Here is a 14,584-nt window from a genome sequence, read left to right on the forward strand (position 1 = left end):
ATTAAATATTGAAAATTGCATTCAATATTTAAAATGCAATTTCAGGTCATCATTAATATGAAAAATAGCAAATGCCCCACCGACTTGGGCAGGAATTTTAACGCCCAGTTTATAAATACTTTTTTGAAGATTGTGAAGTTCATTATAAAATCCATTTACTGAAGGTGAAGATAAAATTACCGTGAATTCTTTATTGGGATGCACAATGATTTTTTTAATAAGTTTTATTATTTCATTCAGTGGAAACCTTTCCCTTTTTGAAAACTTAATAACCTCATCGTATTTTTTACGTAAATCTCTTTCAAATCTAGTTAGCATATTTTTATCATATTTATTACGTTGCTGGCTAAGATTTAATAATTCATTTTCTAATGTCTCTACTTTTTCATTTAGCAGTTTTACAATACTTTTAGCTTCCGTACCAATTGACATGATCTGCTCAAAAATTTTATTTTTTTCCTCAATGATTTCAGCAATCTTTTTGTCAATGGATTCATGAACTTCTCTGATTACCTCCTCTACAATTTTTATTCTATTTAGAATGATATTAAAAACTTCTTCTTCTCTTGCGAATTTTTTTGATAAAGTCCGTATCGTTTCACCATCAATCGAAGCAATATTTCTCGTTAATACACCTTCTGATATTCCCCTTTGGTTACAATCACCATGTTTTCTTCTACTCTCGCACATGTAAAGATAATGTATTTCATTCTCATCATTTACTTTTTTAATTTTTGAATGTCTAACAAAATGAGTACCGCATGTTCCACACTCAATTTTTCTGAAATAAATATCGTCCCTATATTTTTTTACTCCCTTTATTTGCCCATCATGCGAAATGGTGTTTTCTTTAATTATTTTCTGAGTCAAATCATAAGTTTTTTTGTCGATAATTGGTGGAACTGCATTTTCAATTAATACCCAATCTTCCTTATCTCTCTCGGTTCTTTTTGAACTTGTAATCTGTTTTCTTGTAGTTCGTTGCACATACACATCGCCGTAATACTTAGTATCTCTTAATATCCTCAATACTTTATCAGATGACCATTTTTTATTTTCCTTTGTGGGAACTCCAAAACTATTTAAATATTTGGCTATTCTTGTTGTACCAATCCTTTTACTTGGGTCATCTTCCCTTGTATACATATAGAATATCTTTTTTACAATTTCGGCTTCATCTTCATTGATAGTATAGTTCCCGTATTCATCTCTATCTCCATAACCTAAGGATAGTCTTGTCATATGATATATTCCTTGTTCTGCCCTAACCCTTTTTCCCCAGCTAACCTTTTGGGATAAACTTCGACTTTCCTGTTCTGCCATATTAAACAAAAGATCAAGTGTGAACTCCCAATTAGGTTCCCCCGTCATAAGTCCACTTGACTCAAACAAGATAGAAACGTTCTTTTCTTGCAACTGCTTAGCTAATTCCATACCATCTGTAGAATTTCTACTAAAACGAGTATGGTCTTTAACTATAATAAGATTAAATAAGGGTTCACGAGTTGAAGCCTTAAAGAACGATCTGCCATCCCCCATATCCTTATAATCAATCCCTGCATCATGAATCATAAACAAAAATTCCTCACGCCTTGCACTTGTAGCGGAAAGTCCTTTATCTGCATACAATTTGACCAAGTCGTATCCTTTTTTTATACAGTAATCTGTGTAATATTCATTTTGCGATTTAAAGGACAAAGCTTGCTCATCTTTTTTCGTTGATACCCTAGTATAAACTGCAACCTTTTTCAACTTGCCCCTCCTTTATGTATTTAGTGTATTTTAATTACAATTTTAACATATTATTGGGACTTTTTGGTTTTAAATTACGTGTTATTGAAAAATTCGCATATCAAACAAATGTTCTCATATAATAATAATAAAAGTTATTTGGAGTGATTACCTTGGATATAAAAGATAGAGGCATGAAAAAATGGAATGGCTTCATGATGCCTGAACATATTGGAGAACTACATGATATGTGGGATGAATACCAAAAGGACCTATCCACAGCACCCTTCTCTGATAGTAGGGAACCCATTGTTCACCAAGGACACGAATACGATTATAGCTTTGGACGAAGAGGATTCCACACTTTGATTTATGAGAAATTTCCGCCGGGCAATTTTTTCATATAAACGGAGGGGTAGTTTTAACGATTAATAATAGGGTGTTATATTATTGAAGATAGCAAGCGTCTGTGATATTTCTTTGGAAGAGGAAGCAGTTGAAAGCCGGTTAACATTCTCTCATCAGTAGGCTTGGTTGCCTTGTGGTTTAGATAGAATTAAAGATACTAAACCACAAGGACTGTTATTTAAATTGTGTGAGATCACTTAGATTAGAATTTATTATTTGTTAAAATATACGTCTTCTTAGTCGGAATGAAAAGACAAAGGCGATTGCAAAAAATGGGATGAATACTCTGTTAAATGGAGATATTAAAAAAATTCCGCCAGTTGATGGATCTCCGTCTATTATACCTCTATGAACTCTACCATGATGATCTCTGACTTCAACGTGCTCACCTCGATATCTCATTAATGGATGCATATTATCGCTCCCTTCCAATCCGAAATAAATGGAAGGGCAGAATATTATCTGCCCCCTTGTGGATGCACATTAGTAACTCACGAAAGAAGTTCCTACGATAATCAATAAAATGAACAAGACAACAATTAATACAAATGACATGCCTCCACCTGAGTATCCGGAGCCATAGCCGCCATAACCACTATACCCATAAGACATACTACGTTCACCTCCTTTGACATTACAGAATTTCTTACTTAAATACTATAGGAGTTGGATTACTCAAACATCGAAGGAATTAGTAAGCGCCTCCAACGAAAGATGTTCCTACAATGATAAGCAAGATAAACAATACGACGATCAAAGCAAAAGAAGTTCCCATTATACAAAGCACCTCCGTCGAGAAAATTAGGGATACTATGAATAGAATCCCATATAATACAATATGGAAGTTTAAAAAAGTGTATTGGACAAACGAACAAAATGAGAGAAAAATCGTCACTTGTCTAATAGACTTAACTCTAATTAATTGAATCTTGGAATAAAAGTGTTTTTAGTATCAAGGTATATTCATTAATTCCGTTGCTTTATTCTGCTATTGCGCTAATGATAGAATAAATTAAATAATCATTAGAATTGAAAATGGTGAAGCCGCATCACCCAAATTGATAATTAAAACGGGAGTAATATACCCAAATAAATGTACAAGATTAATTGGAGGAAAATGGATAGGATTTTGTTAGGAGATTATGGAGGACATAAAAGTTTTCTAGATAAAGCTCTTTGTCCCAGCCAAGACGTTTAACATATAAGGATTCATATATCAATGCCTCCTTGTGTATAATTTTTTAACCTCTTTTTTCCTTCCGGCTATTTTTTATACTATCACCTAATTGATTCATCTTATTTTTCTTGTTAAAAATCACTTCCCTCGAATCTTAGTAAAAATGATTTCATTCAAAAATCTTATTAAACTATCTATAGTTCAATAAGAAAGACTGAATTTAGATGATCCCGGTTCATCTTCTTTACAATCGGTTAACTTTTTTATAAACAGTTGAACAAGAATACCCACTTATATTGGCTATACGAAACAATATTTACAATGGTGCATTTTTATAGAGCCAACTAAAAAGGTTGCTGTAGACCCACACAACCTTGCCATGTTAGCATGAGGGAAAATTTAAAAATATCGAGGTAATAAAAGTGAATTCTTCAAAAGTTGCATTTCTATCAGTCATAAGTAATTCAGTTCTTGTTATATTGAAAGTAGTTGTAGGAATCTTTACCGGTTCAGTCGCAGTTTTATCTGAAGGTATCCATTCGTCTTTAGATTTAGTGGCTTCGTTAATTGCTTTTTTTTCTGTTAGAATTTCAAAAAAGCCTGCTGACAAAATTCATAGATATGGACACGGAAAAGTGGAAAACCTTTCTGGTACAATTGAAACATTATTAATTTTTGTGGCAGGAATTTGGATAATGTATGAATGTGTTCATAAGCTTATAAATCCCTCGCCAATTAAACTACCTACCTTAGGGATTCTTGTAATGTTATTTGGGGCTTTAGTTAATTTCTTTGTGTCAAAAATTATTAGTAATACAGCTAGAAAAACAAAATCAATTGCTATGAAATCCAATGCTCTTCATTTGTTGACAGATGTGTTTACTTCGCTTGGTGTTGCTATAAGTCTAATACTTGTAAATATCACCGGATGGCACTTTTTAGATCCAATTATCGGAATAGTCCTGGCCATATACATTATGTTTGAGGCTTATAAATTAATGAAAGAATCTTTTCCTCCTTTATTGGATGCAAGCTTATCAGTGGAAGAAGAAGCAATAATTCTGAACGTTATTAATTCTTATAAAAAAGAGTTTATTGAATTCCATGATTTTCGTACAAGACGCTCCGGCCCTAGTGAGTGGATTGATTTTCATCTTGTGGTGCCGTCTCACTATGACATTGAAAGGGTTCATATGCTATGTGACAAGATAGAAAAAGATATCATGAATCGATTTTCCAATGCCCATGTATTAATACATCCCGAACCTGAGCATGAACGTCAAGTAAAAAACAAATAAAAAGTAAGCACAAATTCATTTACAAATACAAGTGAAGGATAGGTATAATTCAAGAAGATTTACCAATATTGGATGCCAAACAGTAGACAAATCATTAATAGGTGGTTGATGAAGAGGAGTAACTCGAAAAATCATGAAGGGTTAGATAATGAAAAAACAACTACTACTGAGCGGGCTATAAAATTTTAGAAACCACACTTGAAGTTGATGGGAATATCGAAGCTTTTTAAAAGAAATATTTGAAATTGCTGTTAAAGGAAATGAAGGAATAGATTTGCATTTCATGATCATCTTAATTCTCGCAGAATTTTTACGATTTAAAGGCTTGTCCAATTTACAAAAGAAGCAGGTCTGCAAAGAAAAGTCACCATTAGTCTGATGATATTAAACTAAAACAGGCATTTGAAATGGCAGATTGTAAAAAGATGTGGAGATAACCATAATTACGAGTGTTTCAATATACAAAAACACACGGGTCAATACATTTAATGTGTTAACTTACGTGTGTTTTTATTCATTGTTATTCAGTTTAACTTACAAAAATGGAATGATGAAAAAAGTATGGCATAATTTTGTGGGAAATTATGAAAAACCTGGACGTGCTAAACTAAGCACTTGGACTAGTCTCACCGTCATATTGATGTCTGTGTGGATGGGAGCCGCTAATTGAAGTTACTCCACGAAAATTATGATAATGTCCTCCATTCGGTAAGGGAATTTCAGGTCCAGTAACTCCACGAATTTCATGTTTATGTCCGTCATCAAAGGAAGTAAAGGTACAATACTCATGCCGATGGGGTACACCACTGGGAGCAGGTTCAGTTCTGCCAGCGTATCGATGCTCATGCCCAACATCAAATGAGGTTACTCCTGAGAAATGATGACTGTGGACGGGTCTTCCATCCCAAGAAGTTAGAAATAAAGTATGGGAATGCTCGGAATCCATATTTGAATCAGAAAACTGAACGATAAAACCAGTGACAGGGATTTCCATTATTGATATTCCACCTTCCTTGTTTTTTGAAACTGCCTCTTGTTGTACTCAACTAATCAATATTCCTATTTTCTTTTTTTAGAACACTTTGATTTTGAGTATTACGGAGTGATGATTACCTATTTCCATTAGTTTTGAAAACAAGCAATATCATAATGGAAACATTTGGGTTCATTTATGTGAAGGTTTTGAGAGGAAAGTCTGTGGTCATCCCTACAATAGATTAGTAGATAAATAAATAGATTTGGATAGAGCCTCTTATTGAAATTATGATAAGTACAATTAATATTATGAAGAGTTTACCTTTATTGAGGTTGAGGCGTTATCCCAGTAAGATGAGCTTCAAACATGTCAATAATTTCCAGAAAATGTTCTGCTTCTCGGAAAACATGATCTGCAAGTAGGGGGTGAATAATACTTTTTATTCTACATTCCTCAATTAAATCTCGTGCTGTTTTTTTGAAATCTCTAAGCGAAACAACAGATACACGATTTTGATCAAGGAATTGATCCAAGAGAGGAACTGTTTGAGATTGTGGTTTCATTCCCTCTAAATCCACAGCCTGATAAAGCAATTGATCAAAATCATGACTAAAGTTTCTTGCCATATCGACAAGCTTTCTTTCAGATGGGTCAAGAAGGTGTCCAATAAATTTAGCATGATCACCCATAATTCTTAAAAAGAAAACATTCTCTTTAATGATGGCATCAGGAAGAGATTTTAATTTCCCTTCGTTTAATTCATATAATCGTTTTCTAAAATAATTAGCTTCTCTACTTATATGATCAACCAAAAGTGGAAAGTTATTTGCACCAGGTAATTGGCAAGTCAGTATCAATCCTAAGACTTTTCGTTTAAATACAAATATGTTAGTCGCAGCTATTTGAACTTCTGAATTAAATCTTCTCATATGTTCGGGCTCAGTTTGATCTGTCAATGTATGAGATCGTTGTTCAATCTGTTCAAACAAACGATAAAATTGATTAGCTTCGGTAATTAATTGTGTATCTTCACACCTAAATCCTAATCTAAGGAATAATGAATGCTCTTTCATAATCCTCGACCAAAAGCGGATTTCCTCTAAAGAGCGTACAACAAACATTACTGGATTTATTTGATTCGTTCCTTCTTGAGGTTGTTCATTCCAATTCATACCGTAATCCCTCCATTATTAAGCCTGTAAAAACTCATTTTTTAAAAATAAGGACTACAAAAAAACACGATTTAAATAAAAACTTTGAGAAAATAGGATAGAATTTGAAACGAAGGCAGGTTTTATTCTAATATATTCAAAGTTAAGTTGTCTTAATGATAAGAATTGAATGGGTTTTAAGAATAAGTTTTATCTACAAAAAAACCTCTCTTTGCATAAAGAGGGCTTTTTAAAGAATAATATTTTATTAGTTAAAGTGTGTTTGGATTATTTTGCAACAACTCGGTTTTTAAATAATCTCTTTAAATCTTGCTGGAAAAAAATTATAAAAGAAAGAACGATAAAAACAGCCACGCCTAGTGTTTCTAAAATCTCTCCTCCTTCAAAAATTTTCACTAAACCTTCTCCAAACATCTCTCCACCAACTAAAATCAAAATAACACCCAATATTTTAAATAGTATGGAAAGGTTGAACCTAATTGAAGTTTTAAAAACAACAAAAGAAATAAGAATAGCTATTACAATACCTAGTATACTGCCTGTAGCAACAGTATAAGCACTCTCAGTAATTTTAGTTAGATTAAAAATAACCAATTCCATTCCTTCACGAAAAACAGATAAAAATGACAACATGAAGAGTCCGATTGCATTTGTATTTTGTGTAACCTTTTTTGTCATAGAAGAATGGCCGTGATTCCTATGTAACCAAAGAATAAAATAGGCAATCAGCCCTGCGGATAAGAGCATTATAATCCCTTCAAAAAGTTCCTCTGAAGATTCCGCTGCTTCTTGTGCTTCGTTAAATCCAATAATCCCTCCTATTGCACTTACAATAAAACCAAGAATAGCACCTATATAAACAAATTTAGTTAGACCTTTTCGATTAATCCTGACTAATTGAGCAAGAATAATTCCAATAATAAGTGCTGCTTCAAGCCCTTCCCTCAAAGATAACAACAAACTATCAATCATGTTAAACCCCCCTTTTGATAATGATAATCATTTTCAATTAGATGTTATAAGATTACCTGTTTAGTGTCAATATGTTTGACGTAAAAAATTTTTGATTTTAATTAAAAGCTTTCCTTTTAAAGAAGGAAATAATAAATTTTTTTCCCTATAAGAACGAACATTTTACTAACGAACACAATGTGTACCAATTAAATAAAGAATAATCTCATATCGCTATAAACAACGTAGTAACAGAATCCAACTTTTTGTATAATCCTTTTTGCATAATCTTATTATCTATAGCCATATATTATTCTGGATTTGTCTGCAAGCTCGATCCATTTCTCAGCACTTACTTATTGGATTATTTTATGTCATATATAAATATAGCGTATGAATTATCATAATTTGCAATCATGAGATGTTTCATAAAAAGGAGTTATAATGTCTCCCAATGATTCAGTTGAAAGGTTAAAAAAACTTTTAAATAACTTATCTATAAACCTCCCCTTATTTGGATAGAATTCTCTCAGTTGCTGTACTTTTTTCTAAACTGTCATAGTATTTTGCCATGAAGCAACAGCTTGTTCTTCCGCTTCTAAAATCAAATATGTTATACCTTCTTTTTGCAAGTGGTAACCAGAAGATAATCCCGACTGCCCCCCACCAATAACAATACAATCAAATTGATTTTTCATTTTATATTCTCCTTTTTCATATCGTTATTTAACGATATATCGTTGAATAAATATGAACATATAGAATTCCTACATGTTCACTTACAACAATCCGTCAGTATTTGATTTAAGCTCTGTAATAACTCCATGATTTTATTTCTATCTGTTGAGTAGAAAACTTCTTTCCTTCCTTCCGAGAAGAAAGAATTCCTGATTTTTTAAAATCCTTAATTGCTCGGAAGCAGTTGATTGACCAATATCAACTAATTTAGCTACCTCATTCACTGTTACCTCATTTCTGTTTAAAAATAAAAATATGATTTCCTGCTGCCTCTTTTCACTAGCCAAAGCTTTTAAAAAGCGAAAGATTTCCTCGTTAATCAAAAGTTGACTCCTTCGTTTATTTACATATCGTATTTTCGCGATATGTTTTCTTTATCATAATCTACTCCATTTTTCATGCCAATGCCAAACCCTAACTAAAGATTAGAAACTTCCATGCATAATTCACTAAAGTATATAAAGTCTATTTACTGTCGTTTATTTAGAGAGTATCAAAGGATTTTAGTAGTGTAATATACATTTTATTTGCCCGAATAAGAACCTACGTTCCCTTTTAGACTGAATCTAATGTAATATTGATGTAAATAAAAAGATTGGAGTTAGATTGGCCGTGAAGTTTAATGTAGACATACTTCTTTTAGTTGATGATTGGAGAGTGCTTTGTTTTGAAACAATAAACGCCCCTTAGAAAAGGGACGCTATTATGGTTGCATATAAAGCTGTTAGACGAGTAATGATGGGATTTATTGATAAAACGGAGATTCTTTTCAAGTGCATATAAATGATGGAGATGTAACAGAATTTAGCTATTGAGACATAGATTCATTCCATAAAAAATAGTTTCATAGCGTACCTTCGACACACAAATCGAAACTCCTCTAAAATCATGAAAACCTTGTCACATAAAAAGATTCACACTCAATTTATGGGAATTGAAACCATTTACTGATCATGTTGTTTGATATAAGAAGGCTTTTATGAAACATTGTTGAAGATAGTATTTAAGTACTACTTGAAAAGGAGGTAATTGTGAAAATTGAGAACGGGCATACAACTTGAAAATTTGTTTCAGAAGCTGGAGACAGTTATTAGGGAGGGGATTAATGCTGAAGATGTAATAATTAAGTTGAGATCAATTGATAAAGAAGGGAATCTATGTTTTGCTTGCTACGTTAAAGTAGGTGAAAATAGATTTTTCAAAACAAGTCCTATTTCATTATCATTTTTGTGTGATTATGAACTAAACACAACAGCAAAGTATGTCGTTACAAAGTTATATCCATGCTCAGGAGTGAAATTATTAAAGACTGAAAAGTTATTTTTTCTAAAGTTAATAAAACAGGAGGATTATTATACACACTTGTGAATACAGTTCAAAAAGGGAAAGTTGGAAAGAGGAATGCTAGGAAAAATCAACTGGAAAGGATATAGGGAAATTGTTTAGGTAAAAGTGTATATATGGTCGTGTAAAACGTTTTCAGTTGATTTTCAATGAGGGAATAGGAAGGTAAGGGGATTTATCATGAATAGGGAAAACGTCTAAAATCGCTTTATTACGTTATTTTAAAGCATCGGCTAATTCGACTAATTAATAATTTTGAATCGTAAAAAATCTAGTACCTTAGGTGACTGTATCAGTTCTATGCAATACACAACACCAAATAGACCTTATAAATGTAAAATACCCCCCCACTATTCCAATTACATTAAAATACCTCTTTTATTCCTTTTTTTAAAATCAATTCTCATACGCCTAACGCTTCGCGGTGAATTTTTCGACAATTCAATTTTACAACGAGTCATCCACTTATATATGGAACGTTAAGGAATTGCACCTCAATAAACACTAGTCACTCCAAAGTAAAAAGCAATTATATATCACACTGAAAGACCTTTTTACAATTTATTCGAAATTGTGTATTTTCGCTCCTAGCTCTCTAATACAGTTCCTTTAAACACTCCATCTGGCGTGACTCTTACCACCATCGCTAAATAATATATTATTACTATTTATTTCTATATACGAAAATTCCCATTGCCAAAACCTTCCTGAATATAGTATATTAGAGCTAGGACTTACGAATCACTATAAAGTAATCCGGGCATTTTTTGTAGCACTTCTATTAATAAAAGGAGCGTTGCGAAGATGTGTAAATTACACGATAAAGTTAATATAGAGAAAAGACTTATTGATAGAATAGAAATTATTCGTAATGAAATGATTTTTTATGGTCTTAAGTATGGTTTGAGACATAAAAAGACCATAAAACTTAGTCAGACATTAGATCAATTAATGAATATATATCAATTTTTTAATAGATATAAGTTTTAACTACACTGTTTACACTCCGTCCTCCAACTCCCCTTAATCCTCTTATAGCTGCCATATCCCTTCACTACCATCTCACCGCATTTATGGCATATGCCTTTGTATTTCATTTCGATTCCTCCCTATTTTTGAATAACTTACCAATGGTGAAACCGCCCTACACCTCGTTTGTACATGTTAAAATTACTGTGAGGTGTTTATATGTTTATTTCTCCAATGTTGCTACATAAAATAGATCAGCCTTTTGATGATACTTCTTGGATCACAGAACTAAAAGCCGATGGTTTTCGCTGTATCTGGACTAAGTTTAATAGCAAAGTCAAAATTTATACTCGACATAACAATGAGATCACTTCAATGTTTCCTGAATTAATAGATTTACCGATAACCGACGGTACTGTCTTAGATGGTGAAATAGTCGTTACGGACTCTCACGGCAAACCAAACTTTGAATATGTCATGGAGCGTTTTAGATCCATGAAATCTAATCACCAGATTACATTTTGTGTGTTTGATATTGTTTACTCTTCAAATGAGAAACTATCCTGTACTCTACTTGAACGGAAAGAGATCCTTGAGCAAATCATCCCGGAAGATACCATGCTGCTTACAAAGATGAAATGGACTATTAGTAATGGCGTAACTTATTTTGACTTAGTTAAACTGCATGACCTTGAAGGTATCGTGCTAAAAAGATCAGACTCAAGATATCAAATCAATAAGCGCTCTAACGATTGGTTAAAAGTCATTAACTATAAATATGAGAATGTATTTATATCTGGTTTGCGTAAAGATAAGTTTGGATTACTCTTAAATTATGAGAACGGGTCTTATGCTGGATTACTAGAATTCATGCCGCCTCAAAACAAAAGAGAGTTTTATACTGTTTACAAAGATTGTGTAATTGATGAAAATGATAAATTTGTCTATTTAAGCCCTAAGCTGAAAGCATCTGTTAAATTTCGTAATTATACTAGCAAGGGATTACTCAGAATTCCTAGTTTTGTGGAGTGGGTATCATAATTTACCACTCCACATTTTCTTCGGAATGTGCAACAAAAATATTAATTTAGTGTTTCTAACTTTTTAATATTATTAAATACCATTTTTGTGTATGATCAATCTATCAATTGCCATATTCAGTGGGAGGAAGAAAAATGGAAAAAGGGAATACCTTTAATGATATCTTCTTGAGACTAAAAAGCATAATGCATAATTATGAAAGTTACCTTGAAGTTAAAATAGACACCCACGAAAGCTATTCACTTGATACTAAGCATATAATGGAACACAATAGGAAAAACCTGTTCTTTGGTGCTGTTCAAATCAAAAAGAACTACGTCAGTTATCATTTAATGCCAGTTTATGCATGTCCTGATTTACTTCAAGATATATCACCAAACCTAAAAAAACGAATGCAAGGTAAATCATGTTTTAATTTTAAAAAAATCGATGAGGATTTATTTCATGAGCTTAGGGATTTAACTAAAAAGGGATTTGAAAGATTTAAGAACAACAATCTTATTTAACAGGCAAAAGCCTGTTTTTTCTTTTGAATCAGAAATATTCTGTTTCGTATAATGTGTCAACTATGCAATAAATCTTTTCATTTCCATTTACCTACAAATTTCGATATCCTTCCCTTATAGGCAAATCTGATCGAAAGGCAGATACGCAAAGCCACGGGCCTAAAACACATTGTTGTCACGGTAGCCGGGTTGCCAGGTAATACCTGAATAAAAATAACTAAATTTACCTTTCGAGTTTGCCTAAATATACTGAAAGGGTAAATAGTCAATGACAAAAATTTTGTTAGTTGATGATTCTCTTTTTATGAGAAATTTACTAAAACAACTTCTTTTAGAAAATGATTTTGATGATTTTCTTGAAGCTGAAGACGGTTTAAAAGCAATTGAAATGTACAAATTATATTCCCCGGATATTGTATTGATGGATTTTACCATGTCCATGCTTGACGGTATTGATGCCCTTAAAGAGATAATAAAAATAGATCCAAAAGCAAAAGTCATCATGTGTTCCGCTATAGGACACCATAATCTAGTAAAAAATGCAATAGAAAGCGGAGCTAGAGATTTTGTAATTAAACCATTTTTCGATAATTTAGTTGAAAAGGTAAATAAGGTACTCGGCACTCAGTAGAGTGCCTTTTTTTATTTATATGTTGAACTATAAGGATAATCTTCCGCATATTACAAATTTATATAATATTTGCTATACTTTTGACTCATATATAAATTCTTTTACCTTCACGATTAAATAAATATTTGTTACTTGATTTGGTTTCATAGTGTTTTCCATTTTTCTCATTCCTTATCAAAATAAAAACACCCAATCAATTGAGTGTTTCAGTAGAAGTTAAGATTAATATTTTTTATTTATATTTTATATTAAAGAGAGTCCCACCATTCTTCCACGTTGTCTCTTTTCTGTTTTTCTTTCAGTTCCTCTATTTTCTTATTGGTATCCTGAGCAACCTTAATCATTTCTACATACTGTCTATTAATACTAAGAAGTTTCTCAGAGTATGAAATAGAATAAGCATACTTGGTTTTGGTTTTACCATATATTTCCTTAATCCAATCGCTTGTATAATTTCTACTGTGTTCACTTGTTGGTTTTACTATGTCATATTTTATGAATATATCTCCAAGTTCACCAGTCATCTCTCTAATTCTCTTCTCAGTCTTATCTAATAGTCTATGATCATATGAATAATAACTAACATCATCTTCGTTTGTGTGCCACCAAAGAATATCGTCATTCATATATTCTTGCACTATGTTCTCTGTCCTATCTATTAATTCAGCTATTGCTTTTTTAAGTTCTTTTGCTCGATCCTCTCCTAATTCAACTACCTTATCTGCATTTTTCTTTATAGTGCTCTTTGTTTGATTTTGAAACCATTCTTTTAAAAACAGTACTAATTCTGATAAAAATAAGTTCTTTTGCTCCTCCATTTTATTAATTAAAACAGTTTTTTCATTTTCTTTTTCTTTGATTTCATCTTGAATCATGGAAATATCTCTTCTCCTTCACATTTTTTAGTTACCCTTCAATCGTCTTACATACTATCCTTTAAGCCTTTATAGAAAACTTCCCAATCTATTTGATTAAAATTATAGTATGTACCATAAAATGGATGCCTATAATGAATCAAATATTAGATTTACCTGCTTGGTAGCCATCTTATACAGTGGGTTTATTTATTTCGTCAGCATTTACAGTTGCGTGGGCAGTTTAGGCTTTTTACCGAATTCCCTCATAACTTGACTCGTTAGGTTATCATGAGTTGGTCAAAAATCGTATGTATTTAACTTATGAGTTGTTACTACTTTTATCCCTCAACTTTTCGAAATTTTCTTTATTGTACCTTTAATGTGTCACCCTTAATATCTGTCCAGCCTTCAACTAATCCTTCTTCATTAAAATTTACAAACGCAGTTCCCCCATACCACCATGTTTCTTCACCTAACGGCATTTTATTTAAACTAGATGGTGTACCCATTATTTTTTTAACATGATCTTTACTAGATCCCTGAGTAAAAGCTCCTGCAGGATTATTTGCTACTATCTTAGATATATCTTCTGTATTATCGATAGGTATTTCATTATTTGTAGCTTCTTTTACTACGTCTTTTGTTTCAGTTTGTTCTATATATTCTCTATATTCATTTTCCAGGCTAACGTACAGGCCATTAAGTGTATTGTAGTCCACTTGGAAATCTGACAACTCTTTTGTGACACTTTCCACATCTGTTTGAATTTCAGTAATAATATATTC

General features: G+C 32.2%; 16 protein-coding genes and 2 riboswitches. Of the genes, 6 read left to right on the forward strand and 10 right to left on the reverse strand.

The window, feature by feature from the left end; translation table 11 throughout:
• Positions 1-21: 21 nt before the first annotated feature.
• A complete protein-coding gene (locus KHA97_RS06130; protein ID WP_213123815.1) occupies positions 22-1,752 on the reverse strand; it encodes a recombinase family protein in 1,731 nt (576 codons plus the stop codon).
• Positions 1,753-1,904: 152 nt separating this feature from the next.
• Here KHA97_RS06130 and KHA97_RS06135 point away from each other — a divergent pair, with 152 nt between their 5' ends.
• The gene (locus tag KHA97_RS06135) at positions 1,905-2,138 is read left to right on the forward strand and encodes a hypothetical protein (protein ID WP_213123816.1); all 234 of its coding nucleotides are present in this window, start codon (positions 1,905-1,907) and stop codon (positions 2,136-2,138) included.
• A gap of 220 nt (positions 2,139-2,358) precedes the next feature.
• Here the strand turns inward: KHA97_RS06135 and KHA97_RS06140 are convergent, their stop codons facing one another.
• The 3 genes from KHA97_RS06140 to KHA97_RS06150 form a co-directional block, all read right to left on the reverse strand.
• Complete coding sequence (locus tag KHA97_RS06140; protein ID WP_213123817.1) at positions 2,359-2,553, reverse strand: hypothetical protein; 195 nt, start codon at positions 2,551-2,553, stop codon at positions 2,359-2,361.
• A 69-nt stretch (positions 2,554-2,622) separates the two neighbouring features.
• A complete protein-coding gene (locus KHA97_RS24585; RefSeq protein ID WP_407658005.1) occupies positions 2,623-2,694 on the reverse strand; it encodes a YjcZ family sporulation protein in 72 nt (23 codons plus the stop codon).
• Between the two features lie 136 nt (positions 2,695-2,830).
• On the reverse strand, positions 2,831-2,914 hold the full coding sequence (locus KHA97_RS06150; protein WP_213124332.1) for a YjcZ family sporulation protein: 84 nt from the start codon (positions 2,912-2,914) through the stop codon (positions 2,831-2,833).
• 824 nt (positions 2,915-3,738) lie between these two features.
• On the opposite strand from KHA97_RS06150, the gene KHA97_RS06155 reads away from it, so the two are divergent.
• Positions 3,739-4,614 carry a cation diffusion facilitator family transporter gene (locus KHA97_RS06155; RefSeq protein ID WP_213123819.1) on the forward strand — a complete coding sequence of 292 codons (876 nt, stop codon included), beginning with the start codon at positions 3,739-3,741 and terminating at the stop codon, positions 4,612-4,614.
• Between the two features lie 607 nt (positions 4,615-5,221).
• Here the strand turns inward: KHA97_RS06155 and KHA97_RS06160 are convergent.
• The 5 genes from KHA97_RS06160 to KHA97_RS06180 form a co-directional block, all read right to left on the reverse strand.
• Positions 5,222-5,608 carry a YmaF family protein gene (locus KHA97_RS06160; protein WP_213123820.1) on the reverse strand — a complete coding sequence of 129 codons (387 nt, stop codon included), beginning with the start codon at positions 5,606-5,608 and terminating at the stop codon, positions 5,222-5,224.
• Between the two features lie 305 nt (positions 5,609-5,913).
• Positions 5,914-6,762, reverse strand: coding sequence for a DUF2935 domain-containing protein (locus tag KHA97_RS06165; RefSeq protein ID WP_213123821.1), 849 nt, complete (start codon positions 6,760-6,762; stop codon positions 5,914-5,916).
• A gap of 267 nt (positions 6,763-7,029) precedes the next feature.
• Entirely contained in the window at positions 7,030-7,734 is a 705-nt protein-coding gene (locus KHA97_RS06170; protein WP_213123822.1) for an FTR1 family iron permease, read from the reverse strand.
• A 527-nt stretch (positions 7,735-8,261) separates the two neighbouring features.
• On the reverse strand, positions 8,262-8,411 hold the full coding sequence (locus KHA97_RS06175) for an FAD-dependent oxidoreductase (RefSeq protein WP_213123823.1): 150 nt from the start codon (positions 8,409-8,411) through the stop codon (positions 8,262-8,264).
• A gap of 138 nt (positions 8,412-8,549) precedes the next feature.
• On the reverse strand, positions 8,550-8,774 hold the full coding sequence (locus KHA97_RS06180; RefSeq protein WP_213123824.1) for an ArsR/SmtB family transcription factor: 225 nt from the start codon (positions 8,772-8,774) through the stop codon (positions 8,550-8,552).
• A gap of 1,825 nt (positions 8,775-10,599) precedes the next feature.
• On the opposite strand from KHA97_RS06180, the gene KHA97_RS24260 reads away from it, so the two are divergent.
• The 4 genes from KHA97_RS24260 to KHA97_RS06200 all read left to right on the forward strand — a co-directional run bounded on the left by KHA97_RS24260 (position 10,600) and on the right by KHA97_RS06200 (position 12,942).
• Positions 10,600-10,785, forward strand: coding sequence for an aspartyl-phosphate phosphatase Spo0E family protein (locus KHA97_RS24260; protein WP_213123825.1), 186 nt, complete (start codon positions 10,600-10,602; stop codon positions 10,783-10,785).
• 198 nt (positions 10,786-10,983) lie between these two features.
• Complete coding sequence (locus KHA97_RS06190; protein WP_213123826.1) at positions 10,984-11,805, forward strand: ATP-dependent DNA ligase; 822 nt, start codon at positions 10,984-10,986, stop codon at positions 11,803-11,805.
• Positions 11,806-11,939: 134 nt separating this feature from the next.
• Entirely contained in the window at positions 11,940-12,311 is a 372-nt protein-coding gene (locus tag KHA97_RS06195; protein WP_213123827.1) for a hypothetical protein, read from the forward strand.
• Positions 12,312-12,420: 109 nt separating this feature from the next.
• A riboswitch (cyclic di-GMP riboswitch) is annotated at positions 12,421-12,508 on the forward strand.
• A gap of 71 nt (positions 12,509-12,579) precedes the next feature.
• Entirely contained in the window at positions 12,580-12,942 is a 363-nt protein-coding gene (locus KHA97_RS06200; RefSeq protein ID WP_213123828.1) for a response regulator, read from the forward strand.
• Between the two features lie 248 nt (positions 12,943-13,190).
• On the opposite strand, the gene KHA97_RS06205 is transcribed toward KHA97_RS06200, so the two are convergent.
• Positions 13,191-13,817 (reverse strand): hypothetical protein, encoded by a 627-nt coding sequence (locus KHA97_RS06205; protein ID WP_213123829.1) that lies wholly within the window; start codon positions 13,815-13,817, stop codon positions 13,191-13,193.
• Positions 13,818-13,945: 128 nt separating this feature from the next.
• Positions 13,946-14,108, reverse strand: a riboswitch (cobalamin riboswitch).
• Between the last annotated feature and the right edge of the window lie 476 nt (positions 14,109-14,584).

Source organism: Lederbergia citri (assembly GCF_018343625.1).
Lineage (GTDB): Bacteria > Bacillota > Bacilli > Bacillales > Bacillaceae_C > Lederbergia > Lederbergia citri.